We start from the raw sequence: 22,450 nt of genomic DNA, 5'->3' as shown, positions 1-22,450 counted from the left end.
GGCGTCGGGAAACGTCACCCTGCCGCGCCCGGACCGCAGGTCCCGGCCATGCGTATCAATGATTTACGTCACGTCGTCTTCTAGAGGGGAGCAGGATGTCGCACGTCTCAACGATCACCGCCGCGCGCCGGTGGCTGCCGGTTGCCCTGGCACTGGCACTGGCCGCCTGCTCGGGCAAGGAAGAATCCGCAGCGCCTGCTGCCGCCACGGCGCCTGCCGCTGCCGCACCCGCCGCACCGGCGGTTGCTGCCAAGGTGCAGTCCATGGGCACCGAGCAGCTGCGCGAGTCGGCCAGCCAGGCGCTGCGCGAGAACCGCATGTATGCACCGGCCGGCGACAACGCCATCGAGTACTACCTCGCCCTGCGTGACAAGACGCCGGACGACGCCTCGGTGAAGAGCGCACTGACCGACCTGCTGCCGTACACCCTGATCGCCGCCGAGCAACACCTGGGCCGCGAGGACTACACCGAAGCGCAGCGCCTGGTGGCACTGATCGAGAAGGTGGATGCATCCGCGCCGGCCCTGCCGCGCCTGAAGGACGGCCTGGCCAAGGGCGTGCAGAACGCAGCCAAGCGCACCGAAGCGGAAGCCGAGAAGGCCAAGAAGGACGCCGAGGACCGCAGCAAGCAGCAGACCGAGCAGCAGCGCCTGAGCGAGCAGCGCGCCAAGGAAGCCGACGCCGCCAAGCAGATTGCCGCGCAGCAGGATGCCGCGCGCCGCGACAACGAGCGCCAGGAAGCCGAGCGCCAGGCCGCCGCCCGCCGCGAGGCCGAGCAGAAGCAGCAGCAGGCTGCCGCCCAGCAGGCCAGCGCCGCACGCCAGGCCGCCGCACCGGCAGCGCCCACCCTGCGCCCGGTCAGCACACCGGCGCCGCGCTATCCGGGCGAAGCGCTGCGTTCGGGAACCTCCGGCGAAGTGCTGGTGGAGATCACCGTCGGCACTGACGGCTCGGTGGTGAACGCTCGCGTGCTGCGCGCGACGCCGGGACGCGTGTTCGACCGTGAAGCCCTGAACGCGGTCAAGCGTTGGCGCTTCGAGCCGGTCAGCGCGCCGGTGACCACCCGCCGTACGCTGGTGTTCGCGCCGGGCAACAACTGAACGAAAAAGGGGACGGAGGGGATTAAGTCGTTTCTGCCCCTGCAATGACGCCAAGGCCCGGCATGTCCGGGCCTTGTCCGTTTCAGGCCGCTCCATCGATCAGTCGTTGCAGTGCCGGATCGCGCGCCGTCAGTACCTGGAACAGGCCCAGCGCGTGCAGGCCCGGCAGCAGCGCACGCAGATCGGCTTCGGCAGTGGCACGCCTGGCGGGATCGCTGGCGGGATCCTGCCAGTCACGGACGCTGGCCAGGAAGGCGCCGACACTGCCCTTGCGCACGGTGAGGCCGTTCACCTGCACGTCGTTCTGATGGTCGGAAAGAATGTCCTGTGGCTGCATGGCGAAGCGCTCCGTTGAGGTGGGCTCCAGTGTCGGGGCACGGACGCGACGTTTCTGCCGTATAACTACCAATCGATATGGCAGATCAGACAACCGCCGCATTGCTCGACCCCGCGCTGGCCGATGCCACCGATGGACCGGCGGTGCTGGCGGCCCGGCTGCGCCAGCTCGGCAAGCGTCGCACGGCCCGCCACCGGCATGCGCGTGGGCAGCTGCTGGGTGCGTACCAGGGGCTGCTGCGGATCGCCGCCGACGACCTGCACTGGCTGCTGCCCGCAGGTCACGTCGCCTGGATACCGCCCTTGCTGCCCCACGCGCTGCTGGGCGCAGACGGGTTCAATGGCTGGAGCCTGTACTTCAACGCGGAGGCCTGCCTGGGTCTGCCCGCCACACCACGCATCTTCCAGCCCAATGCGCTGCTGCAGGCGGCGACAGCACGTGCGCTGCAATGGCCCCATGCGCCACTGGATGCTGCGCAGGCACGCCTGGCCGGCGTGATCGCCGATGAGATTGCCGCCAGCACGCCGCTGCCGCTGGCCCTGCCACAACCGCGTGACCGGCGCCTGGGCCGGATCGCCGCCGCGCTGGCTCGCGCGCCGCACGACAACCGCAGCGTCGAGGACTGGGCCGCCAGCAGTGGCCTGTCCGGCCGCAGCCTGGCCCGCCACTGGCTGGCCGAGACCGGCATGACGCTGAGCCAGTGGCGGCAACGCCTGCGGGTGCTGCTGGCGCTGCCACGCCTGCTGTCCGGCGAGCCGGTGATCAGCGTCGCGCTGTCGATGGGGTACGACACGCCCAGCGCCTTCATCGCCGTGTTCAAGCGCGAGATGGGGGTGACGCCTGCGCGGTATGGAAAAGGGGACGGAGGGGATTAAGTCGCTTCTGCCCTCCCCCACGCCATCTCGCGGCATCGCCTGATGCCCTTCAAGGTCACGGAGGCGGCAGTCTGATGAATTCTTGAAGCCCCGAACTGCCATGCCTCGACAAGCGCGCCTGATGTTGGCCGAACAGCCGTACCACGTAACCCAGCGCGGTGTGAACAAGGGGGCGATCTTCGTTGACGATATCGACCGTCAGCTGTTTCTGCACCTGTTGCACAGCGCGTTCCTGAAGCATCAGGTCGCACTGCATGCCTACGTATTGATGGGCAATCACGTTCATCTGTTGGCCACACCTTCCACGCGTGTTGGCTTGGCGAATGCGATGCGGATGCAGGGCAACAACTATGTCCAGGCGTTCAATCAGCGGCATGAGCGCAGCGGACCGCTCTGGCAGGGCCGCTTCCATTCTTCGATGGTGGGCAGCGACGCCTATCTGCTCAGCGTCTATCGCTACATCGAACTCAATCCGGTTCGTGCAGGCATGACTGCCGCCCCGGAAGATCACCCATGGTCGAGCGTGCATGGAAACCTGCAGCGGCGCCACGATCCGATGCTGACAGAACATCCCGCATTCCAGGCGCTCGCCCCGACCAAGCGACAGCGGGCAATGCTCTATGCGGAGTTTCTGCAGGACATGAACGCGTCCGCTGACCTGCCGGCAATCCGTGCGCACAGTGCCGGGCAGCATCCGTTGGGAAATGCAGCTTACCTGCGAATGGTGGAACAGACCCTGGGTCGCCCCGTGATGCTGCGCAAGCGTGGGCGCCCTCAGAAGAAGGGGGTGGAGGGTTAGAAACGACTTAATCCCCTCCGTCCCCTTTTGCGGTCAGCCGGAGATGGCCAGGCGCTCGTTGTGATACCGGCGCACGGCGGCGAACCACAGCACGGCGGCCAGGCCGAGGCTGGCGCCGAGGTAGATGGCCCAGACCGCGGGTGTGATGGTCTCGTGGCGGATCACCTTCAGCAGCATCTGGTTCTGCGACAGGAACGGCACGGCGTACTGCCACAGCTGGCTCTTCACCGGGTAGGCGATCAGCGCATAGCCCGGCAGCATCGGCAGAAGCATCAACCAGGTCATGTGGCTCTGCGCTTCCTTCATGCTCTTGGCCGCTGCGGCCAGGAAGGTCAGCAGCGAGGTGCCGATCAGCAGCATCGGCAGCATCACCAGCAGCATCTGCACCATCGCCATGATGTTCATGTTGAGCTGGCGGCCGATATTGCCGGGGGCGATCTGCGCGCTCACCTTGAACGCGGCCAGGGTCAACAGCAGCGACGCAAAGCCGACCATGCAGGCGGCGGCGATCTTGCCGCTGACAATGGCACTGCGCGACCCCGGCGTGGCCAGCAGCGGCTCCAGCGACTGCCGCTCACGCTCGCCGGCGGTGGTGTCCATCACCAGGTAGGCACCACCGAGGAACGAGGTGAGGGTCAGCAGGATCGGCAACAACGCCGACAGCATCAGGCCACGCTTGGCTTCGGCACTGGCCATGTCCTGGCTGGCCACGTCCAGCGGCCGTGCGACCTGGGCGTCGACGCCCCGCGCCATCAGCCGCAGCGCCCCTACCTGCCCGTTGTACGTGGCCAACGCCGCCTGCAGGCGCGCAGTGGGCACCTCGGCGGCACGTCGTGTGCTGTCACTGATCACCTCCACCAGCGCCGGCTTGCCATCGGCCCAGTCCCTGCCGAAGTCCGGGCTGATGCGCAGCGCCACGTCGATGTCCTGCGAACGGATGGCCTCGGCCAGGTCCTTCGGCGCAGCAGCGGTATTCAGGCCCTGGGCAGCCAGGAAGCGCACCAGGTTCGGCGCATGTTCGGCGCCGATGGTGGGAATCTGCAGCGGCTGCTCGATCTGCGTGCGCACGCGGCTTTCGGACAGCTTGCCCATGCCCAGGATCAGCAGCGGGTACAGCAGCGGCCCGAACAGCAGGGTCAGCGCCAGCGTACGGCGGTCGCGCGACAGGTCACGCAGCTCCTTGCGCATCACCGTCATCAGGGTCGACATCATGCTCATGCGTGCAGGCCCTCTTCGCTGCCGATCAGTTTCACGAACGCATCCTCCAGGTTGGATTCGCCGGACTGCGCGCGCAGTTCATCGGCGCTGCCGGCGGCCATCACCGTGCCCTTGGCGATGATCACGATGTGATCGCACAGCGCGGCCACCTCCTGCATGATGTGGCTGGACAGGATTACGCAGCGGCCTTCTTCGCGCAGGCCCAGCAGGAAGCGGCGCAGTGCGCGGGTGGTCATCACGTCCAGGCCGTTGGTCGGTTCATCGAGAATGACGTTGCGCGGGTCGTGCACCAGTGCGCGGGCGATCGCGGTCTTGGTGCGCTGGCCCTGCGAGAAGCCATCGGTCTGGCGGTCGAGGATGTCCCCCATGTCCAGCGCGTGCGACAGCACCTCGATGCGCTCGCGGATGCGCTCGGCCGACAGGCCATGCAGTTCGCCGAAGTAGGCGATGTTCTCACGCGCGGTCAGGCGCTTGTAGACGCCACGCGCGTCGGGCAGCACGCCGAGATGGCGACGCACTTCCACCGGATTGCGCGCAGCATCGACACCATCGACGCTGATGCTGCCCTGGTCGGGGGTCATCAGCGTGTACAGCATGCGCATGGTGGTGGTCTTGCCAGCACCATTGGGCCCCAGCAGGCCGGTGATGCGGCCATCCTCGGCGCGGAAGCCGACGTTGGACACTGCCTGGATACGGCCGGTGCGGGTGTCGAAGGCCTTGTGCAGGTTGTCGGCGACGATCATGGTTCCCATCCGTTGAACGAGGTGAACGCCGGCACGTAGCTCAGCGTGTCCAGGCAGCCGGCATCCAGCGCCTTCGCATCGGTCGTGTCGATGAACTGGCCGAGCAGGCGCGGCATGCAGCCGGCGGTCAGCGTGCCGTGGCCTTGGCCACGGGCGACCAGCGCGCGTCCATTGGGCAGGCCCTTGAGGACCTGCTCGGCATAGCGCGGCGGGGTCACCGGATCCAGTTCACCAGACAACAGCAGCGCCGGTACGTCACTGCGCAGCGGCACGGCATTGGCTGCCGGTGCCGGCCGGTGCGGCCATGCCGGGCAGGCGGCAAAGAAGGAACTTGCCACGTCGTTGCCGAACAGGCGCCCGGGATCCTCGGCCGGCGCCTGGTAGCGCGGCGCGTCTTCGCTGCATATCACCGACCAGTGCATGCCACGGTTGATCTGGAAATCCATGCTGCGGTTCGCACCGCGCGCCAACGAGGCGAGCGGCGCGTAGCGGCCGTGCGCGGCTTCATCAAGAACCAGCGGCAGCAATGAGGCGTACTGGGGTACGTAGGAAAACGCAAACGCCAGGCCCACCACACTGTCCGGTGTCAGCACATCCTTCCGGGTGTCGTAGGTGCCGGGATCGCGATACTCGACCGGAACCGGTGCACGGCGCAGGGTCTCGACCACGCTGCGCAGCTGCGCACGGGTATCGGTCGGGAAGCGCCTGCTGCAGGCAGCGTCCTTGCGGCACTGCGCCGACTGCAGGGCGATCGCGTCTTCGAACGTCCTGGCGAAATCGCCGCCCACCACCAGCTCATTCGGCACCACGCCATCGATGACGATGCTGCGGGTGTGCTGTGGATAGGTACCCGCATAGCGCTGGGCCACGCGGGTGCCGTAGGACGCACCGATCAGATTGACCCGGTCCACGCCCAAGGCCTGGCGGACCGCGTCCAGGTCGGCAATGGCTTCGGTGGTGGTGTAGAAACGTGCGTCCGCACGTCCCCGCAGGGAAGCCGCGCATCGCTGGGCATAGTCGCGCAGCAAGGCTTCGGAGGGCGCCGCGTCCTCGTCCATCGGCAGTTCCTTTCCGTCCGCGCCGAGGCAGCTGAGCGGGTTGGAGCCGCCGGTGCCGCGCTGGTCGACCAGGAAGATGTCCCGCTGCTTGCGCACCTGGCGCAGCGCGGTATCGACGATGACGGCCACTTCGCTGGCGGCCTGGCCGGGGCCACCGGCCAGGAAGAACACCGGGTCGGGCTGGCTGGAGCCGCTGCTGCCCGATTCCAGCCAGGCGATGCGCAGGCCGATGCGCCGGCCAGCGGGCTGGGCCCGGTCCTCCGGCACCTGCAGGGTGGCGCACTGCGCTTCCACGTTGGCACTGGCACCTACCGTGGACAGCGTGCAGGGCTGGAAGTCGATCGTGCCGAAACGACGGCTGGGTGCATCGCTGGCGCCTTCGGCGCCGGGTGACGGTGACTGGCTGCAACCGGCAAGCATCAGGCTGGCCAACGCTGCGGCCAACGCGAGGTGGTGTCTTTGCATCGTGCTCATTTCCCCTGGAGGACGTTCCTGGCAACCACGACGGGCTGCCGCGGAAGATGTGACTCAACTTACACGGGCACGGCGTCGTCGGCGATGGGCAGACGCGAAATCTCCGCCGGCGTGGCGCAGGCCAGGCGATCGCGGCCGGCGGCCTTGGCCCGGTACAGCGCCGCGTCTGCCGCTGCCAGCAGCGTGGACAGCTCGCCCTGGCCGTCGTCCATCGCCAGGCCGATGCTGGCAGTGAACGTCACCGGCCCGGTGGCCAGCCGCGCCGGCTTCTGCTGCAGAGCGGTACGGATCGCCGCAGCCCGCGCCATCGCTTCCGCCTGCGTGCTGCCGGCCAGCACCAGCACGAACTCCTCGCCACCGTAGCGGCCCAGCAGCGTGTCATGGCCCTGCAAACCGTGCTGCATCAATGCAGCGAAGTGGCGCAGTACCTCGTCTCCGGCCAGGTGGCCCCAGCGATGCAGAGCAGGAAGCCAAGCGCGGTGAGGGTGGGGAAATCCAGGAACATGCGGCGCTCATCGGCCGGGGCGGCGCGCGCATCTTGGCGCCTTGTGCTGCGTTCCCCGTGGCGCTGCCTGGCCCGATGGAGATGCGGGGTCTGAAAACGGCGAGCACGGCGGCCGGTGCCTGCGCAGAATCCGTGGGAAGCCAAGGAGACGCCCATGCATGCGTGGTACCTCGGTGGCATCGACCACCGCCCGTTCCTGCACCTGTTCGAAAAGAGCGACACCGCACTGGCTGCGCTGGGCATCCAGCGTCGCTGGGCCGGCCAATCAGGAGGACACCCCTGCCGGATCAGCCTGAGCGATCCGCCCGGTGGCAGCGAGCTGCTGCTGTTGTCCCACGTGCACCTGCCCCTGCACTCGCCCTATCACGCTTCGGGCCCGATCTTCGTGCAGCGTGGCGTGACCCGCTGCGTGCTGCCGCCGGGCGAAGTACCCCCGTACGTGCAGCGCCGGATGATCTCGTTGCGCGCCTATGACCAGGCTGCATTGATGCTGGCCGCCGAGATCAGCGCAGGCACGGATGTCGGCGCTCGGCTGGACGCGCTGTTTGCCGACACTGCCGTGGCCTTCGTGCAGCTGCACAACGCGGCCCACGGCTGCTTCTCGTGCCAGGCAGATCGCGTCGGCATGACGCCGACATGGCCGGATCTCCACGACGTGATCGTTGCCACGCCGGACACGTGATCGCCAGCGCATCCGTTCAGGCCCACGTGAAGCCCGCGGGAAGGGCTTCACACCCACAGTCACGGATCAGCATTTCCATGGTTCCGCACCCGGCACCGCAACTCGATACTCGCCATGGTGCCGCCGAAAGTCCGCCGCGCAGCGCAACTCTGCGGTCACCGCTCTCTTTCGACGACCACAAGGAAGCGCCATGTCATTCCAATCCACACCGCTGCTGCTGGCCACCTCGTTCGCCGCTGCAGGCCTGTGCCTGGCCGGCAACGCGTTCGCCCACGGCACCATGACCACGCCGGTCAGCCGCGTCTATGCCTGTTTCCAGGGCAATCCGGAGAACCCGACCAACCCGGCCTGCGCTGCCGCGAAAGCGGTGGGCGGATCGCAGGCGTTCTACGACTGGAACGGCATCAACCAGGCCAACGCCAACGGCAACCATCAGGCGGTGGTGCCCGACGGCAAGCTGTGCAGCGGCAACAATCCCACCTTCCGCGGCCTGGACGTGAACCGCAGTGACTGGCAGACCACGCCGATCCACGCCGATGCCAATGGCAAGTTCACCTTCGTGTTCAAGGCGACCGCGCCGCACGCCACCCGTGACTGGCGCTTCTTCGTCACCCGCGAAGGCTGGCAGCCGGGCAGCCCGCTGCGCTGGGCCGACCTGCAGGAGTTCTGCACCCTGGGCAATACACCGCTGTCGGCCGATGGCACCTACAAGCTGCAATGCACGTTGCCGCAGCGCACCGGCCAGCATGTGATCTACAACACCTGGCAGCGCTCGGATTCGACCGAGGCGTTCTACACCTGCATGGACGTACGCTTTGAAGGCGGCGGCGGTGGTACGGCGCCGGCACCGCAATGGCAGGATGCCGGCCCGGTCACCGCCCGCGGTGAATTGCCGGTCGGTACGACGCTGGCACTGCGCGTGTTCAATGCCAGCGGCAACGATGTCGAACGTGTGGAAGCGACGCTGGCCAGCGGCCAGACCTCGGCCGCGCAATGGCCCTTGGCGCTGGCCCGCAAGGTCAATGCCAGTGCCCGGCATGCGCGCGTGGGCGTGCTTGCCAATGGCGTGATCACGCCGTCGGCGTCGGCCACCGACAATCGCGTGTACCTGAAGGACGGCAACCGCTTCCAGCTCGATACCCAGGTGCCGGACCCGGGTACGCCATCGCCGGGTGGTGATTTCGACCACGTGTACCCGGCGGGCATCGGCAGCTATGTGCCGGGCCAGACCGTGGTGAAGAGCAGCGACGGCAAGCTGTATGCCTGCCGCCCGTTCCCGGAGGGTGCATGGTGCAACGTCAATGCCGAGGCCTACCGGCCGGGCGTGGGCGCGGCCTGGCGCGATGCGTGGATCGCGTACTGACGCAGTGATGTGGGAGGCGGTGCACACCGCCTCCTGGCTCCCCTGCCGCGCAGTGGGGCGCGCGTTGCGGAAACAGAGGAACGCAGCAGCCTTTCAAACTTGTCTGATGGGCATATGGCGGCTACATGGGAAGACTCCGCGAGGTTTCCAACACTTCGCAAAGGAGTTCCTGCATGCATCTGTCCCATCGGGCCGTCCTCGCACTGTCCGCCGTTGTCGGCCTGGCACTGTCCGGCAACGCCTTCGCCCACGGCACGCTGTCCAAGCCGCTCAGCCGCGTGAAGCAGTGCCACGAGGGCAATCCGGAGAATCCGACCAATGCGGCCTGTGCGGCAGCCAATGCCATCGGTGGCGCGCAGCCCTTCTACGACTGGGCCGGCATCAACCAGGCCGAGGCTGACGGCAACCATCGCCAGGTCGTGCCTGATGGCGAACTGTGCAGCGGCGGCAATGCAAAGTACCGCGGCATGAACCTCAATCGCACGGACTGATCGACCAGCCCGATCCGCGCCGATGCCCGCGGTCGCTACACCTTCGAGTACCTCGCATCGGCTCCGCACAAGACCCGAGACTGGGTCTTCTATGTAACCCGCGAAGGTTGGCAACCGGGCAGCCCGCTGCGTTGGGACGATCTGGAGCAGTTCTGCTCGCTGGGTCACGTGGACGAGGATGCCAACGGCATCTACCGACTCGATTGCCCACTGCCCAAGCGTACTGGCCAGCACATCATCTACAACACCTGGCAACGCTCGGATTCGAAGGAAGCGTTCTATACCTGTGCCGACGTACGTTTCGAAGGCGGTGACATCATTCCGCCACCAGAGTGGGAGGACGCTGGGGCCATCACCGCGCGGGGTGACCTGGAGACCGGTACCACCCTGACCCTGCGCGTGTTCAACGCCAACGGCAATGACCTGGAAAGCCCGAAGATCACCCTCGCCACCGGGCAGACCTCCGCCACGCAATGGCCGCTGGCGCTGGCCCACCAGGTCAACGCTTCTGCCCAGCATGCCCGGGTGGGCGTGCTGAAGAACGGAATCATCACTCCCATCGCCTCGGCCACCGAGAACCGCGTCTACCTGAAGCCGGGCCATCGCTTCCAGCTCGACACGCAGCTGCCGGATCCGGTCGATCCGCCACCGGGCGACTATGACTTCGTGTATCCGGACGGTATCGGCAGCTACACGCCGGGCGAAACCGTGGTCAAGGGCGCCGACGGCAAATTCTACGCCTGCCGCCCGTTCCCGGAGGGCGCGTGGTGCAACGTCAACGCCGAACCCTATCGCCCGGGCACCGGCTTTGCCTGGCGTGATGCCTGGATCGCGTACTGAGGCCGGGCACCGGGGGCGGCGTGGCGCCGCCTCCGGTTCTTGGAGTTGCCGGCCAGCGGCCGGCACTACCAGGTTCGTGGGGCTGCCGGCCGGCGGCCGGCACTACCCTGACTTACTTGCTGCTGACGTACTTCTCGCGGCGGATCTGCGGGTTGCCCAGGCCGGCGGCCTTCAGCAGCTCGGCACAGGCATCGACCATGTCCGGGTTGCCGCACAGGTAGGCGATGTCGGTGGCCGGGTCCGGCGTGAAGCCGGCCAGCGCCTGCTGCACGTAGCCGTGCTGTACGTCCGGGTGCGGATCAGCCGGGAGTTCACGCGACAGGCACGGAACATAACGGAAGTTCGGGTGCTTTTCGGCGAAGCTGTAAAAATCTTCGCCGTACAGCAGTTCGCCCGGGCTGCGCGCGCCCTGCAACAGCACGATCTGCACACCGCGTTCGGCCATGGCCTTTTCCAGCAGCGGCAGCATCGAGCGGTACGGGGTAACGCCGGTACCGGTGGCGATCAGCAGGTAACGGGCGTTGTGGTCACCGGGATTCAGGCAGAACCGGCCATAGGGGCCGGACGCACTGATCTGGCCGCCCTGCTCCAGTGCCTCGAACAGGGCCGTGGCGGCGCCACCGGGCACGAAACTGACGGCGATATCCACCGCCTCGCCTGGGCCCAGCGCGTGGTCGTGGATGGTCGCCAGCGAGTAGCTGCGCTTGGTTTCGGTGCCGTCGGCGTAGCTGAAATGGACCTGGATGAACTGGCCAGGCTGGAAATCCAGCGGCTGCCCATCGTCACGCACGAACTGGTAGTGGCCGACGGTCGGGGCCAGCATGCGGCAGCCGACCAGCTTGAGGGGGAATTGAACAGGCACGACTTTTCGGGACAGTGTGTAGCCGGGGCAAGCCCTCGGGGTCTTCTATAATAGCCCCTCCCCGCCCCTCTCCAGCGCCAGCCCATGGGCGCGAAGGCTTCGAGCTTGGCATCCCAGAACGATACGGCGCCCGCCCTGCGCGTGCGCGACCTGCGCAAGACCTACGACAACGGCACCCAGGCCCTGAAGGGGGTTTCCCTGGAAGTGGCCCCGGGCGACTTCTTCGCCCTGCTCGGCCCCAATGGCGCCGGCAAGTCGACCCTGATCGGCATCATCAGCTCCCTGGTCAACCTCAGCGAGGGCCAGGTGGAAGTGTTCGGCAGCGACCTGGTGCGCAACCGCAGCGCCACCATGCGCCTGATCGGGCTGGTGCCCCAGGAAATCAACTTCAACCTGTTCGAGAAGCCCTTCGACATCCTGGTGAACTACGCTGGCTTCTATGGCGTACCGCGCGAGGAAGCCGAGCAGCGCGCCGAAGAGGAACTGAAGCGCGCGCACCTGTGGGAAAAGGCACAGGTGATGAGCCGCACGCTGTCCGGCGGCATGAAGCGCCGGCTGATGATCGCCCGCGCGATGATGACCCGCCCGCGGCTGCTGATCCTGGACGAGCCGACCGCCGGCGTGGACATCGAGATCCGCCGCGACATGTGGCGCGTGCTGAAGGAGATCAATGCCGCAGGCACCACGATCATCCTTACCACGCACTACCTGGAAGAAGCCGAGTACCTGTGCCGCCACCTGGCGATCATCAACCATGGCCAGATCGTCGAGCAGGGGCCGATGCGCACCCTGCTGGCCAAGCTGGACGTGGAAGGCTTCCTGCTGGACATCGACGGTGACCTGCCGGCACAGCTGCCGGTGATCGAAGGTGCGACGCTGACCGCGCCGGACCCGCACACGCTGGACATCGACATGCCGCGCGCAATGGACCTCAACCGCGTGTTCGCCACGCTCAACGAGGCCGGTATCCGCGTGCGTTCGATGCGTACCAAGAGCAACCGCCTGGAGGAGCTGTTCGTGCGCCTCACCGGCAACCTGGAGAAGCCTGCATGAGCACCACCGAGCTGACCGACGGCCAGCGCAACCGCATCGCGCTGATGACCATCGTGCGCCGCGAAGTCGCCCGCATCATGCGCATCTGGGGCCAGACCCTGGTGCCACCGGCGATCACCATGACCCTGTACTTCCTGATCTTCGGCAACCTGATCGGGTCGCGCGTGGGTGACATGGGCGGCTACACCTACATGCAGTTCATCGTGCCGGGCCTGGTGATGATGAGCGTGATCCAGAACAGCTACGGCAACATCAGTTCCTCGTTCTTTGGCGCCAAGTTCGGTCGCCACGTGGAAGAACTGCTGGTCAGCCCGATGCCGAACTGGGTGATCCTGTGGGGCTACGTGGCCGGCGCCGTGCTGCGCGGCCTGATGGTGGGCGTGATCGTGCTGATCATCGCGATGTTCTTCACCCCGGTGCGCATCCCGCACCCGCTGGTGATGCTGACCACGGTGATCCTGGGCGCGACGATCTTCTCGCTGGCCGGCTTCATCAACGCGGTGTATGCGAAGAAGTTCGATGACGTGGCGATCGTGCCGACCTTCATCCTGACCCCGCTGACCTACCTGGGTGGCGTGTTCTATTCGGTGAAGCTGCTGCCGGGCTGGGCCGAAGCGGCCACGCACGCCAACCCGATCTTCTACATGGTCAACGCGTTCCGCTATGGCCTGCTGGGCAGCAGCGATGTACCGCTGCCGGTGGCCTACGGCCTGATGATCGGTTTCGTGGTGGTGCTGACGGCGTTGGCGCTGTGGCTGCTGCGTCGCGGCGTGGGCATGCGCAGCTGAGTTTTGCCTGCAGGGCCTGCGGCCCTGCACCCGCTGAATCAACGTCAACGTCAAGTTCAACGGCAAAAGCTGACTAGCCGGAGGATGGCGGGGTGCGTCCGGTTGCGGGGGACGCCGTAAACCCATCCTGGGGGCTTGGCCGCGGCATCCATGCCGCGGACACCCCCGCAACCGGACCCACCCCGCCTTCGACAAATTGCCGCTGCTGTTGGTGGGTGTCGACCTTGGTCGACACGATGGATCCACGCCATGCGTGGATGGAGCGTTCACGGTAAGGCCGACGCCCGGATCTTTTCGTTCGGGATTGCGGCTAGGCTGTGGCGATGAAGATCACTTCCACTCCATTGGACAAGGCCGTGTCGGACGGCCCCATCGATGCCTTCAGCCATGCGTTGCTGGGCGATTCACCCTCGTTGGATGAGATGCTGGAATACCTGGCGTCACTACAAACGGCTGATCCCCGGTATCGCTACCTGTGCACGCTCGATGATGTCGGCCAATGCCGCTACACCAGCATGCATGCGTCCGACGACGCGCGCATCGCGCTGTACGAGGACGAAGATCCGGAAACCCCCGAAGATGCATTGGCGGCACGCGAGCGGTTGCTGGCGCATGTGGTCGCGCAGCTCGAGCATTCCTCTCATCGGCTGGAATGGAGCGCGCTGCTGGGCACGCTGATGTGCAGCGACGAGGACATCGAGGCGCTGGTCGCCGCCAATGCAACGCCGGACCTGATCGTCGACGAGGTGGTCTGCGTGCAACAGGTGCCGGTGGACCGCGATGACCTGCTGATCGCCGCCCTACCCAACGGTTACTTCAGCGCGGACTGGGACATCTTCCAGAATCACGCCCTGATCCGGCACCTGCAGGAACACCATGACTACCGCTTGTTCGGACTCGGCGCATCGTGGCTCGGCTTCCAGCGCGACAGCGCGCCGTCGCCTGCACAGGCAAATGCGTTGGTCGCGGACCTGCAGCGCGTCTACGCGGCCGGAACGCATGACACGTGGTCAAAACTGGCTGCAACCCTGGCCACCCGCACCACGCTGCTGTTGGGCTACACCGAAGACTTCAGCGAACAACTGCCCTGAGCACCGCTCTACACGAGCGAGCGCAGCGAGCGACCCGCTTCCGCTCCTGATCTGTTTTCCGTGGTGGCCGCACCCGGAAACTGTCAGGGGTCGTGTGCAATGGGCTCGCGGGGGTATCCGCGCCATGGATGGCGCGGCTAAGCCCCCAAGGATGGGTTCACGGCGTCCCCCGCGAACCCATCGCACACGACCCAGCTCATGAAACCAACTGCGCGAACCACCACGAGGGGCTCCGCCGTTGGCCGCAATCTCCGGCACAATCGCAGATCTGATTCCCCCAGAAAGCGGTGAACGTGCAATGCGCATCCTGATCCTCGGCGCCGGCGGTACCGGCGGTTACTTCGGTGGTCGCCTGGCCCAGGCCGGTGTGGACGTGACCTTCCTCGTGCGCCCCGCGCGCGCCGCACAGCTGGACCGCGATGGCCTGGTCATCCGCAGCCCGCTCGGCGATGCCAGCTTCCCGGTGCAGCACGTCACCGCCGATGCGCTGCCCGCATTGGCCGCGCAGAAGCCGTTCGATCTGGTCATCCTCAGCTGCAAGGCCTACGACCTCGACAGCTCGATCGACGCCATTGTTCCAGCCGTGGGCGCGAACACCACCGTGCTGCCGATCCTCAACGGCCTGCACCACTACAACGCGCTGGACCTGCGCTTCGGCCGCGACGCCGTGCTCGGCGGCCTGTGCTTCATCAGCGCCACCAAGGCCCCCGACGGTGCGGTGCTGCACCTGGGCAAGCCGGCCAAGCTCACCTTCGGCGAGCGCGATGGCGGCGCTGCGTCCGCACGCGTGCGTGCCTTCGCCGCTGCCTGCGCGCAGGCCCATCTTGATCACCTGGCGAGCGAACACATCGGCCAGGAACAGTGGATCAAGTACACCTTCCTGACCGCGCTGGCCGCTGCTACCTGCCTGCTTCGCGCGGATATCGGCACCATCGTCGCCACCGATGATGGCGAGGCGATCGTGCGCGGCCTGTACGACGAATGCCTGGCCGTGGCCGAAGCTGCCGGTGAGCCGATTCCCGATGCCGCGCAGGACACCGCACGCGGCACCCTTACCCAGGCGGGCTCGGCATTGAAGGCGTCGATGCTGCGGGATCTGGAAGCCAGCCAGCAGGTAGAGGCCGAACAGATCGTCGGCGACATGCTGGCGCGTGCACGCAAGGCCGATCAGGAAGCCCTGCTGCTGCAGGTCGCCCACAGCAGCCTGCAGGCCTACCAGGCACTGCGCGGCGCGTGAGCCTCCCGTTGCGGGCCAGCGCGCTGCCTACGCGGGTGCTGATCCTCGGTATGGGCTGGAGCGGATGCGTGCTGGCCACGCAGCTGCAAGCACGGGGAGTGCACGTCGTCGGCACGGTGCGTAACCCCTCGTCGGCGCCGGACGATGGCCTGCTACGGCATCAGCTGCACGCTGACTCCCCACCGTCGCCCGCCCTGCTCGATGAGGTCGCGCAGGCCGAGGCCGTGCTGTGCAGCGTGCCGCCAGATGCCGCGGGCGACCCGGCACTGCGCCTGCTGCTGCCGGCTCTGCGGGCCAGTCCGGCACTGCGCTGGGTGGGCTATCTGTCGTCCACGTCGGTGTATGCCGATCGGGCCGGCGGCTGGGTTGACGAGCACAGCGCAGCCGATGCCACCGAAGCAGCCGGCGTGCAGCGCCTGCGTGCCGAAGCGCAATGGCGTGCGCTTGCAGAGGAACGTGGCATCGCTTCAGCGGTGTTCCGCCTGCCCGGCCTGTACGGGCCGGGGCGCAATGCGTTGCTGCAGCTGTCACAGGGCCGTGCCCGCCATGTGATTCGGCCGGGCCTGGCGTTCAACCGCCTGCACGTAGAGGATCTTGCGGCAGTGATCATCGCGGCGATGCAGCGACCGGTAGCGCAGGGGATGTACCTGCCCAGCGATGACGAGCCGGCACCGCCGCAGGACGTGCTGGCCTTCGCCGCGCAGCTGGGCGGGTTTGCGATGCCACCTGCCGTGGCATGGGACGACCCTGCACTCAGCCCGACGCTACGCCGCTTCTACGAGAGCAACAAGCGCATCGACAGTCGTGGCACGCGTGAAGCGCTGGCGTGGCAGCCGCGCTTCCCCAGCTACCGTGAGGGCCTGCGCGACCTGCTCCGGTAGTGCCGGCCGCTGGCCGGCAATCAGGATGTGCTGCCGGCCAGCGGCCGGCACTACCATCAACCCGCGTCGGGCAGGCGGAAGAACGCACGCGTGGCGGCAGTGGCATTGGCCGCAGTCACGGCCACGTCCTCGCCCCGGTCACGGGCCAGTTCTTCCACGATGTGCGAGAGGAACATGGGTTCATTGCGGCGGTCCTTCGGCATCGGCTTCAGCGTGCGCGGCAGCAGGTACGGCGCGTCGGTCTCGATCATCAGGCGGTTGGCCGGGATGTTCTTCACCAGTTCGCGCAGGTGCGCGCCGCGGCGCTCGTCACACAGCCAGCCAGTGATGCCGATGTACCAGTCCTGGTCCAGGTAGTCGAACAGCTCATCGCGTTCGCCGGTGAAGCAATGCACCACCGCCGGGCCGATGCGGCCTTCGAAGTTCTTCATCTGCGACATGAAATCGGCGTGCGCGTCGCGCTGGTGCAGGAACAGGGGCTTGCCGTTGTCTGCCGCCAGCTGCAGCTGGCGCTCGAACGCACGGTGCTGGGCCGGACGCGGCGAGAAATCACGGAAGTAGTCCAGCCCGCACTCGCCTACCGCCACCACTTCGGGGTGGGCATGCAGCGCGCGCATTTCAGCATCGCATTCCTCGGTGTATTCCACCGCGTGGTGCGGGTGCACGCCGGCGGTGGCGTACAGGAAGCCCGGGTGCTGCTGCGCCAGCTGCAGGGCCAGCGGCGAGTGCTCGCGGCTGGCGCCGGTGATGACCATCTGTACCACGCCGGCCTGGCGCGCGCGGTCCAGCACGGCATCGCGGTCGCGGTCGAAGGAGTCGTGGGTCAGGTTGGCGCCGATATCGATCAGGTGCATGGTCATCGCGGGGGAAAAGTGCCCGCGCATTGTACCTGCGGCCGCCATGGCCCCTTATCCTTTGCCCATGAATGCCCCGCTCTTCCCGATTTCCCCGCTGCTGCCGCAGATCCAGCAGCACCTGGCCGTGCAGCCACGGCTGGTGCTGGAAGCCCCGCCCGGCGCCGGCAAGACCACCCAGGTACCACTGGCCCTGCTCGAAGCGCCATGGCTGCAAGGCCGGAAAATCATCCTGCTGGAGCCGCGCCGGGTCGCCGCACGCAGCGCCGCGCTGTTCATGGCACGGCAGCTGGGCGAAGAGGTCGGCGGCACGGTCGGCTACCGCATCCGCTTCGAGAACAAGGTCTCGGCACGCACCCGCATTGAAGTCGTCACCGAGGGCATCCTGACCCGCATGCTGCAGGACGACCCGATGCTGGAAGAAGTCGGTGCGATCCTGTTCGACGAATTCCACGAGCGCCATCTCAGCGGTGACCTCGGGCTGGCGCTGGCGCTGGACGTGCAGGCGCAGCTGCGCGATGACCTGCGCCTGGTAGTGATGTCGGCCACGCTGGATGGCGAGCGCCTGGCACGCTTCCTCGATGCGCCGCGGCTGAGCAGCGAGGGCCGCAGCTACCCGGTGACGGTCAGCCATTTCCCGGCGCGTCGCGATGAGACGCTGGAACTGCAGGTGCGCCGCGCGGTGCAGCAGGCCCTGGCCGATCACCCCGGTGACCTGCTGGTGTTCCTGCCCGGCCAGCGCGAGATCGCTCGGGTGCAGGCTGGCCTGCAGGAATCGCTGGATGCCGGCGTCGAAGTACTGGCCCTGCATGGTGAGCTGCCGGTGGAACAGCAGGCGCGCGTGCTGCAGGCCGCCAGCGATGGCCGCCGCCGCGTGGTGCTGGCCACCAACGTGGCCGAGTCGTCGGTGACCCTGCCCGGCGTGCGCGTGGTGATCGACAGCGGCCAGGCGCGCGAGCCGCGCTACGACCCCAACAGCGGCTTCACCCGGCTGGACGTGGTGGCCATCGCACAGGCCTCGGCCGACCAGCGCGCGGGCCGTGCCGGTCGCGTGGCCGAAGGCGTGGCTTGGCGGCTGTGGCCGCAGTCGCAGCGATTGGAGCCGCAGCGCCGCGCCGAGATCGACCAGGTGGAACTGGCCGGACTGGCGCTGGAACTGGCCGCGTGGGGCAGCAGCGACCTGCGCTTCCTCGACCCGCCACCGGCCGGCCCGATGGGTGCGGCGCGCGAACTGCTGCAACGCCTGGGTGCACTGTCGGACTCGGGCGCGATCACAGCACTCGGGCACCGTGTACTGGCGCTGGGTACGCACCCGCGGATGGCGGCGATGCTGCTGGCAGCGCCCGATGCCCGCGCGCAGGCGCTGGCCACCGATCTGGCCGCCTTGCTGGAAGCGCGCGACCCGCTGCGCCAGGGCGGTGACGCGCTGGCGAGCCGCTGGCGCGCACTGGCTGCGTTCCGCAATGGCCGCATACCGGGCGATGCCAACCGCAGCGGGCTGGCCGCCATTGATGCCGCCGCCAAGCAGTGGCGTCGCCGCCTGCGCTGCGACGCCACGTCGCCGGCCAGCATCGAGGCGCACGAACTGGGCGATCTGCTTGCACACGCCTTTCCCGACCGGATCGGTTTCCAGCATCCCAGCGATCCGCTGCGCTACCTGCTGGCCAATGGCCGCAGCGCGCGCCTGCACGAACTGAGTGACCTGCGCGGTGAGCCGTGGCTGGTGGCCAGCGAACTGCGCTTCGAGGCGCGCGATGCGCTGCTGCTGCGTGCCGCACCGGTGGATGAAGGCCAGCTGCGCAAGGCATGGCCGGAGCGCTTCGTCACCGAAGACGTGGTGCGCTGGGACAGCGAGCGACGCGCCTTGGTGGCGCTGCGCGAGACCCGTTTCGACCGGATCGTGCTGGACAGCCGCTCGGCCGGCCGGGTCGATCCGCAGCACGCCGCGCAGGCGCTGACCGATGCGGTGGCCGAGCTCGGCCTGCAGGCGCTGCCGTGGACCGAGGGCCTGCGCCAGTGGCAGGCACGGGTGGAATCGCTGCGGCGCTGGATGCCCGAGCTCGGCCTGCCCGACTGCAGCGACGACGCCCTGCTGGCCAATCGCGCGCAGTGGCTGCAGCCCGCGTTCGCCGGCAAGACGCGACTGGATGCGCTGGACGAATCCAGCTTCGGCGAAGCGCTGAAATCACCACTGGAGTGGCCACAACGGCAGCTGGTCGAGCGTCATGCGCCGACCCGCATCACCGTGCCGTCCGGACTGGAGCGGCCGATCACCTATGCGCTGGACAGCGAGAGCGGCGACCCGCTGCCGCCGGTGCTGGCAGTGAAGCTGCAGGAACTGTTCGGCCTGGCCGATACGCCGCGCATCGCCGATGGCCGCGTGCCGCTGACCCTGCACCTGCTCTCCCCCGGCGGCCGCCCGCTGCAGGTCACCCAGGATCTGCGCAACTTCTGGGAAAGCACCTACGCCGAAGTGAAAAAGGAGATGAAGGGCCGTTACCCGCGCCATCCGTGGCCGGATGACCCGTGGACGGCCACGGCCACGCATCGGGCCAAGCCGCGCGGGACGTAGCCGGACCCTGCCTGATCCTGAATGGCTGCGGTAAAGTCACACCGCGTGCCACCTCGACTGACATACCGTTTACGGGCAACACGCGACACTGGACTTCGACCCGAGGCAAAGGACCCCCGCATGAGCAAGCTGACCGTAATCACCGACCGCGCTCTGGAGCGCGCCCTGGACCTGGCCCACAGCGCCGGCGACGGCCTGAAGAGTGCCGGTGGCAGCCTGCGCCACCTTGGGCCGCAGGCCAGTGACTGGATCAAGACCGGCGCGGCGCTGGGCGCCGTCAAGACCGGTGGCAAGGTGGCCACCAAGTTCGCCCGGCGCAACCCGGCGGTGACCATTGCCGCCGCTGCGGTGGGTGTCGGCCTGCTCGGCTATGCGCTGTACCGCAAGCAGCAGAAGAAGAAGGCCGCCAACGGCCACGTGGTGAATGGCCAGGCGCAGCGCATCAATGCGCGTGACCGCCGCAACGACACCGTGGTGGACGAGCACAGCGATATCGGCAGCGACGCCTGAGTCTGCCGGGGTCGGCTTCCTTCCGCAGGAACTGAGCCCATCAGCCCGCTATGAGGGCCGGATACCGTAGAGTATCCGGCCCTTCCTGTTTCAGCCGATCTGCCGCCACTGCCCCGGCTGCAGGTCGTCCAGGCGGTAGGGTCCCATCGACACGCGGACCAGCCGCAGCGTCGGCAGGTTCACCGCCGCGGTCATGCGCCGCACCTGGCGGTTGCGGCCCTCGCGGATCGTGATCGCCAGCCAACTGTCGGGCACGGTCTTGCGGAAGCGCACCGGCGGATCGCGTGTCCACAGCGACGGCGCCGGATCGAGGCGCTCGATCTTCGCCGGCAAGGTCGGTCCGTCATTCAGCTCCACCCTATCGCGCAGCCGTTGCAGCTGCTCATCGCTGGGCGTGCCTTCCACCTGCACCCAGTAGGTCTTGTCGGCCTTGTGCCTGGGGTCGGTCAGCTTGTGCGCCAGCGCACCGTTATCCGTCAGCAGCAGCAGGCCTTCGCTGTCATGGTCCAGGCGACCGGCGGCATACACGCGCGGCGGCAGGCCGAACCCGGCCAGCGTCGGCCGCGGCGGTACGCTGCGGTCGGTGAACTGGCAGAGCACGTTGAAGGGCTTGTTGAAGGCGATCAGCATTGCGGGCACTACGGGCGGCAGGTGCAGCATTGTCCCATACCGCGCAACCTCGGCCGAGCGCGGCCCCGGTGCTGCCGGGCATCACGCCGGCCGAGGCTGCGGCGCGATCAACCGAAGACCTTCCACTCCAGCAGGAAAGAGCCCAGCACCAGTGCGATGCCGCACGCCGCGATGACATTGGCCCGGCGCCGCAGGCGAACCGGCGGCGGATTCATGGCACGCGCACGCTCCTCCAGCAGCGCACCGGCAAACAGCACGGCAAACCCCACGGTCGCCACCAGGTCGTAGGCATGGCCACCGTAGAACACGAAGTCAATCAGCCGCGCCAACACCAGCACTGCAACAGCGATATAGAACACCTTCTTCAACTGTCCACTCCATTGGCAGCAGGGCCGGGCCACGCCCGGCGGATACACGTTACGTCCATTGTGACGCCGCAGCGCTCACCGGGCGCAGCCCGGCGCCGCCCGCTACGGCTTGATGAAGCGCAGGGTCATGCGGTCGCTTTCACCGATCGCCTGGTACTTCGCATCATCGGCCTTGTCGTGCTGGTTGGTCGGCGGCAGCGTCCACACGCCGTTCGGGTGGTCCTTGGTGTCGCGCGGGTTGGCGTTGACCTCGCTGCGTGCATCCAGCTTGAAACCAGCCGCCTCGGCCATCGCGATCACCTGCTGCTGGCCGACATAGCCGGTGTCATCATCGTCGGCTACGTCGGCCTTGGCACGATGCTCGACCACGCCCAGCACGCCGCCCGGCTTGAGCACGTTGAAGAAGCCCTGGAACATGCCCTGCGCCTGGCCGGCCTTGCGCCAGTTGTGCACGTTGCGGAAGGTCAGCACCACATCGGCTGAATTGGCCGGGCCGAACACCGGCTTGGCCGGATCGTAGGCGACCACGGCAGTCTTGCCGAACTGTGCCGGCGCACCGGCGTACTTCTTCTCCAGGCTGTCGCGGCTGCGCTGCTGGTAGTCACGGCCGCGGCCTTCGGGCACCGCCATCGGATCGACCACCGCAGCAACGTAGTGGCCCTTGTCGTGCAACAGCGGCGCCAGGATCTCCGAGTACCAGCCGTTGCCGGGGGTGATCTCGATGACGGTCTTTTCCGGTGCCACCTTGAAGAACGACAGCGTCTGCGCCGGATGACGGAAGCCATCGCGCTTGACGTTGTTGGCATCACGGGTCGACGCCTTCACCGCCGCATCGATGGCCGGTGAGACCTGGATCTTCGCCGGCGCCACCGTGGCCGGTGCGGCGAACGCGGGAACGGCGGCAAGCAGGGCCGAAGCAAGCAGCAGGCGGCAACCACGCAGGGACGAAGCAGGCATCATCGGAGCGACTCCAGCGGAAGATGCGGCGAGACTAGCAGCCGCGGCGTCCCAGGTGTTCACAAAACGTTAGCGGCGTGCGCGGCGCGGAACACTGTTTTGTGGTCACCGCCGCAGCACGGTCACACTACGCGTTCTATTCTGGAGCACTTCCCCCAAGGA

22 protein-coding genes and 1 pseudogene are annotated in these 22,450 nt (G+C 67.5%); 13 read left to right on the top strand and 10 right to left on the bottom strand.

Annotated elements, in window-relative coordinates; all coding sequences use genetic code 11:
• The first annotated feature begins 95 nt into the window (after positions 1-95).
• The gene (locus tag AC5P9P_RS16810; protein ID WP_005414830.1) at positions 96-1,100 is read left to right on the top strand and encodes an energy transducer TonB; all 1,005 of its coding nucleotides are present in this window, start codon (positions 96-98) and stop codon (positions 1,098-1,100) included.
• Between the two features lie 82 nt (positions 1,101-1,182).
• Here AC5P9P_RS16810 and AC5P9P_RS16805 read toward each other — a convergent pair whose 3' ends face one another.
• On the bottom strand, positions 1,183-1,437 hold the full coding sequence (locus AC5P9P_RS16805) for a hypothetical protein (protein WP_033833784.1): 255 nt from the start codon (positions 1,435-1,437) through the stop codon (positions 1,183-1,185).
• A gap of 77 nt (positions 1,438-1,514) precedes the next feature.
• Here AC5P9P_RS16805 and AC5P9P_RS16800 point away from each other — a divergent pair, with 77 nt between their 5' ends.
• Positions 1,515-2,312, top strand: coding sequence for a helix-turn-helix domain-containing protein (locus AC5P9P_RS16800; protein ID WP_049433063.1), 798 nt, complete (start codon positions 1,515-1,517; stop codon positions 2,310-2,312).
• A 100-nt stretch (positions 2,313-2,412) separates the two neighbouring features.
• A complete protein-coding gene (locus tag AC5P9P_RS16795) occupies positions 2,413-3,111 on the top strand; it encodes a transposase (protein WP_049433064.1) in 699 nt (232 codons plus the stop codon).
• A 33-nt stretch (positions 3,112-3,144) separates the two neighbouring features.
• Here AC5P9P_RS16795 and AC5P9P_RS16790 read toward each other — a convergent pair whose 3' ends face one another.
• The 4 genes from AC5P9P_RS16790 to AC5P9P_RS16775 form a co-directional block, all read right to left on the bottom strand.
• Entirely contained in the window at positions 3,145-4,329 is a 1,185-nt protein-coding gene (locus AC5P9P_RS16790; protein ID WP_033833787.1) for an ABC transporter permease, read from the bottom strand.
• Entirely contained in the window at positions 4,326-5,072 is a 747-nt protein-coding gene (locus AC5P9P_RS16785; protein ID WP_005411560.1) for an ABC transporter ATP-binding protein, read from the bottom strand. The genes AC5P9P_RS16790 and AC5P9P_RS16785 overlap by 4 nt, the downstream gene beginning before the upstream one ends.
• Positions 5,069-6,595, bottom strand: a complete 1,527-nt coding sequence (locus AC5P9P_RS16780; protein WP_049433065.1) for an alpha/beta hydrolase — start codon at positions 6,593-6,595, stop codon at positions 5,069-5,071. The genes AC5P9P_RS16785 and AC5P9P_RS16780 overlap by 4 nt, the downstream gene beginning before the upstream one ends.
• Positions 6,596-6,663: 68 nt before the next feature.
• A complete protein-coding gene (locus AC5P9P_RS16775) occupies positions 6,664-7,047 on the bottom strand; it encodes a diguanylate cyclase (protein ID WP_080240769.1) in 384 nt (127 codons plus the stop codon).
• 216 nt (positions 7,048-7,263) lie between these two features.
• Here AC5P9P_RS16775 and AC5P9P_RS16770 point away from each other — a divergent pair, with 216 nt between their 5' ends.
• From AC5P9P_RS16770 to AC5P9P_RS16760, 3 genes and pseudogenes are all read left to right on the top strand, one after another.
• A complete protein-coding gene (locus tag AC5P9P_RS16770) occupies positions 7,264-7,791 on the top strand; it encodes a DUF1203 domain-containing protein (RefSeq protein WP_495227354.1) in 528 nt (175 codons plus the stop codon).
• A gap of 190 nt (positions 7,792-7,981) precedes the next feature.
• Positions 7,982-9,154 (top strand): lytic polysaccharide monooxygenase, encoded by a 1,173-nt coding sequence (locus tag AC5P9P_RS16765; protein ID WP_495227355.1) that lies wholly within the window; start codon positions 7,982-7,984, stop codon positions 9,152-9,154.
• A 173-nt stretch (positions 9,155-9,327) separates the two neighbouring features.
• Positions 9,328-10,485: pseudogene (locus AC5P9P_RS16760) on the top strand (lytic polysaccharide monooxygenase).
• A 112-nt stretch (positions 10,486-10,597) separates the two neighbouring features.
• On the opposite strand, the gene AC5P9P_RS16755 reads toward AC5P9P_RS16760, so the two are convergent.
• Positions 10,598-11,347 carry a ferredoxin--NADP reductase gene (locus AC5P9P_RS16755; RefSeq protein ID WP_495227356.1) on the bottom strand — a complete coding sequence of 250 codons (750 nt, stop codon included), beginning with the start codon at positions 11,345-11,347 and terminating at the stop codon, positions 10,598-10,600.
• An 84-nt stretch (positions 11,348-11,431) separates the two neighbouring features.
• Here AC5P9P_RS16755 and AC5P9P_RS16750 point away from each other — a divergent pair, with 84 nt between their 5' ends.
• From AC5P9P_RS16750 to AC5P9P_RS16730, 5 genes are all read left to right on the top strand, one after another.
• Positions 11,432-12,400 (top strand): ABC transporter ATP-binding protein, encoded by a 969-nt coding sequence (locus AC5P9P_RS16750; protein ID WP_005411567.1) that lies wholly within the window; start codon positions 11,432-11,434, stop codon positions 12,398-12,400.
• Positions 12,397-13,188, top strand: coding sequence for an ABC transporter permease (locus tag AC5P9P_RS16745; protein WP_005411568.1), 792 nt, complete (start codon positions 12,397-12,399; stop codon positions 13,186-13,188). The genes AC5P9P_RS16750 and AC5P9P_RS16745 overlap by 4 nt, the downstream gene beginning before the upstream one ends.
• Positions 13,189-13,511: 323 nt before the next feature.
• Positions 13,512-14,279, top strand: coding sequence for a hypothetical protein (locus AC5P9P_RS16740; protein WP_033833792.1), 768 nt, complete (start codon positions 13,512-13,514; stop codon positions 14,277-14,279).
• Positions 14,280-14,577: 298 nt separating this feature from the next.
• A complete protein-coding gene (panE, locus tag AC5P9P_RS16735; RefSeq protein ID WP_033833793.1) occupies positions 14,578-15,516 on the top strand; it encodes a 2-dehydropantoate 2-reductase in 939 nt (312 codons plus the stop codon).
• Positions 15,513-16,397 (top strand): Rossmann-fold NAD(P)-binding domain-containing protein, encoded by an 885-nt coding sequence (locus AC5P9P_RS16730; protein ID WP_495232973.1) that lies wholly within the window; start codon positions 15,513-15,515, stop codon positions 16,395-16,397. The genes panE and AC5P9P_RS16730 overlap by 4 nt, the downstream gene beginning before the upstream one ends.
• 56 nt (positions 16,398-16,453) lie before the next feature.
• Here the strand turns inward: AC5P9P_RS16730 and AC5P9P_RS16725 are convergent, their stop codons facing one another.
• Positions 16,454-17,251: a TatD family hydrolase gene (locus tag AC5P9P_RS16725; RefSeq protein WP_033833795.1), complete on the bottom strand. Its 798-nt coding sequence runs from the start codon at positions 17,249-17,251 to the stop codon at positions 16,454-16,456.
• Between the two features lie 67 nt (positions 17,252-17,318).
• Between AC5P9P_RS16725 and hrpB the strand changes: the two genes are divergently transcribed.
• Positions 17,319-19,823 carry an ATP-dependent helicase HrpB gene (gene hrpB, locus AC5P9P_RS16720; protein ID WP_049403660.1) on the top strand — a complete coding sequence of 835 codons (2,505 nt, stop codon included), beginning with the start codon at positions 17,319-17,321 and terminating at the stop codon, positions 19,821-19,823.
• Positions 19,824-19,943: 120 nt separating this feature from the next.
• Entirely contained in the window at positions 19,944-20,333 is a 390-nt protein-coding gene (locus AC5P9P_RS16715) for a hypothetical protein (protein WP_019661686.1), read from the top strand.
• Positions 20,334-20,423: 90 nt separating this feature from the next.
• Here AC5P9P_RS16715 and AC5P9P_RS16710 read toward each other — a convergent pair whose 3' ends face one another.
• From AC5P9P_RS16710 to AC5P9P_RS16700, 3 genes are all read right to left on the bottom strand, one after another.
• Positions 20,424-20,963: a pseudouridine synthase gene (locus tag AC5P9P_RS16710; protein ID WP_033833798.1), complete on the bottom strand. Its 540-nt coding sequence runs from the start codon at positions 20,961-20,963 to the stop codon at positions 20,424-20,426.
• A 107-nt stretch (positions 20,964-21,070) separates the two neighbouring features.
• Positions 21,071-21,322, bottom strand: a complete 252-nt coding sequence (locus AC5P9P_RS16705) for a hypothetical protein (protein ID WP_224329425.1) — start codon at positions 21,320-21,322, stop codon at positions 21,071-21,073.
• 111 nt (positions 21,323-21,433) lie between these two features.
• On the bottom strand, positions 21,434-22,291 hold the full coding sequence (locus AC5P9P_RS16700) for a class I SAM-dependent methyltransferase (protein ID WP_033833799.1): 858 nt from the start codon (positions 22,289-22,291) through the stop codon (positions 21,434-21,436).
• Positions 22,292-22,450: the final 159 nt, after the last annotated feature.

The organism is Stenotrophomonas sp. YJH_SMC_14-1, assembly GCF_059372275.1.
Note: the sequence above shows the minus strand (reverse complement) of the source record. Positions and strands in the feature narration are given on the sequence as shown.

Bases quoted from the DNA above. Each gene is read 5' to 3' on its own strand.
- AC5P9P_RS16810 (WP_005414830.1), top strand. From the start codon at position 96: ATGTCGCACGTCTCAACGATCACCGCCGCGCGCCGGTGGCTGCCGGTT.
- AC5P9P_RS16805 (WP_033833784.1), bottom strand. From the start codon at position 1,437: ATGCAGCCACAGGACATTCTTTCCGACCATCAGAACGACGTGCAGGTG.
- AC5P9P_RS16800 (WP_049433063.1), top strand. From the start codon at position 1,515: ATGGCAGATCAGACAACCGCCGCATTGCTCGACCCCGCGCTGGCCGAT.
- AC5P9P_RS16795 (WP_049433064.1), top strand. From the start codon at position 2,413: ATGCCTCGACAAGCGCGCCTGATGTTGGCCGAACAGCCGTACCACGTA.
- AC5P9P_RS16790 (WP_033833787.1), bottom strand. From the start codon at position 4,329: ATGAGCATGATGTCGACCCTGATGACGGTGATGCGCAAGGAGCTGCGT.
- AC5P9P_RS16785 (WP_005411560.1), bottom strand. From the start codon at position 5,072: ATGATCGTCGCCGACAACCTGCACAAGGCCTTCGACACCCGCACCGGC.
- AC5P9P_RS16780 (WP_049433065.1), bottom strand. From the start codon at position 6,595: ATGCAAAGACACCACCTCGCGTTGGCCGCAGCGTTGGCCAGCCTGATG.
- AC5P9P_RS16770 (WP_495227354.1), top strand. From the start codon at position 7,264: ATGCATGCGTGGTACCTCGGTGGCATCGACCACCGCCCGTTCCTGCAC.
- AC5P9P_RS16765 (WP_495227355.1), top strand. From the start codon at position 7,982: ATGTCATTCCAATCCACACCGCTGCTGCTGGCCACCTCGTTCGCCGCT.
- AC5P9P_RS16750 (WP_005411567.1), top strand. From the start codon at position 11,432: ATGGGCGCGAAGGCTTCGAGCTTGGCATCCCAGAACGATACGGCGCCC.
- AC5P9P_RS16745 (WP_005411568.1), top strand. From the start codon at position 12,397: ATGAGCACCACCGAGCTGACCGACGGCCAGCGCAACCGCATCGCGCTG.
- AC5P9P_RS16740 (WP_033833792.1), top strand. From the start codon at position 13,512: ATGAAGATCACTTCCACTCCATTGGACAAGGCCGTGTCGGACGGCCCC.
- panE (WP_033833793.1), top strand. From the start codon at position 14,578: ATGCGCATCCTGATCCTCGGCGCCGGCGGTACCGGCGGTTACTTCGGT.
- AC5P9P_RS16725 (WP_033833795.1), bottom strand. From the start codon at position 17,251: ATGCACCTGATCGATATCGGCGCCAACCTGACCCACGACTCCTTCGAC.
- hrpB (WP_049403660.1), top strand. From the start codon at position 17,319: ATGAATGCCCCGCTCTTCCCGATTTCCCCGCTGCTGCCGCAGATCCAG.
- AC5P9P_RS16715 (WP_019661686.1), top strand. From the start codon at position 19,944: ATGAGCAAGCTGACCGTAATCACCGACCGCGCTCTGGAGCGCGCCCTG.
- AC5P9P_RS16710 (WP_033833798.1), bottom strand. From the start codon at position 20,963: ATGCTGATCGCCTTCAACAAGCCCTTCAACGTGCTCTGCCAGTTCACC.
- AC5P9P_RS16700 (WP_033833799.1), bottom strand. From the start codon at position 22,291: ATGATGCCTGCTTCGTCCCTGCGTGGTTGCCGCCTGCTGCTTGCTTCG.